Origin of the sequence: Massilia sp. CT11-108, assembly GCF_047302915.1 — a bacterium.
GTDB classification, from domain to species: Bacteria; Pseudomonadota; Gammaproteobacteria; order Burkholderiales; family Burkholderiaceae_D; genus Telluria; species Telluria orientalis.
In genome coordinates, this window is the sequence record NZ_JBKYMO010001068.1 from 1 (window position 1) to 779 (window position 779).

At 73.4% G+C, this 779-nt stretch carries 1 protein-coding gene; it reads right to left on the bottom strand.

From position 1 onward, the window contains the following. Window positions 1-681: CheR family methyltransferase (locus tag ACEN88_RS33170; protein WP_413346558.1), on the bottom strand; the 681-nt coding region annotated here is incomplete at its 3' end. Window positions 682-779 lie beyond the last annotated feature (98 nt).

The following is a 779-nucleotide window of genomic DNA, read 5'->3' on the forward strand; positions in this document are numbered from 1 at the left end:
GGCATAACCGGCCAGCAGCAGGCCGTCGTCGGCCAGCAGCGCGGCGAGGCGCGCGGCCGCCCGCTGCTGCGTGGGCAGGTCGAAGTAGATCAGCAGGTTGCGGCAGAACACGAGGTCGTAGGTGCCCGTGACGGCCGGGTCGACGTCGAACAGGTTCGCCTGGACGAAGGCGACGTAGGCGCGCGGTGCCGCGCCGATCACCTGCTCGTCGCCGTCCTCCGTGAAGAAGCGCGCGCGCAGGCCCTGGTCGTCGCCGCGGAACGCGTTGCGGGTGTACCTGCCGGCGCGGGCGCGGGCGATCGCGGCGCGCGACAGGTCGAACGCGTCGATGCGGCAGTGTTCGGGTTCGATGCCCGCGTGCGCCAGCAGCATCGCGAGCGAATACGGTTCCTCGCCGCCGGCGCAGGGCAGCGACAGCACGCGGACCTGCCGCCCGGGCCGCGTCAGGAGGCGCGTCTGCACGAAGCGCAGCGCGGTCTCGAACACGGCGGGGTCGCGCAGGATCCAGGACTCCGGCACGACGACGAGATCGACGAGCGCGTCGAATTCGGGCGTGCCCGGCTGCGGATCGTAGTCGATGCCGGCACCCACGGCGCGCATGCGCTCGCGCACGGCCCGTTCGACCGTGGCGACGCCCAGGTCGAGATCCGTGGCGGCGCGCAGGCGCAGCGTGAGATTCACGGGCCCTCTCCGAACAGCAGGGCCTCGACCTCGGGCGCGAGCAGGCGGTCCGGGGCGAGCAGCTGCAGCATGCCATCGGCGCCGGGCGCGACCTGGCC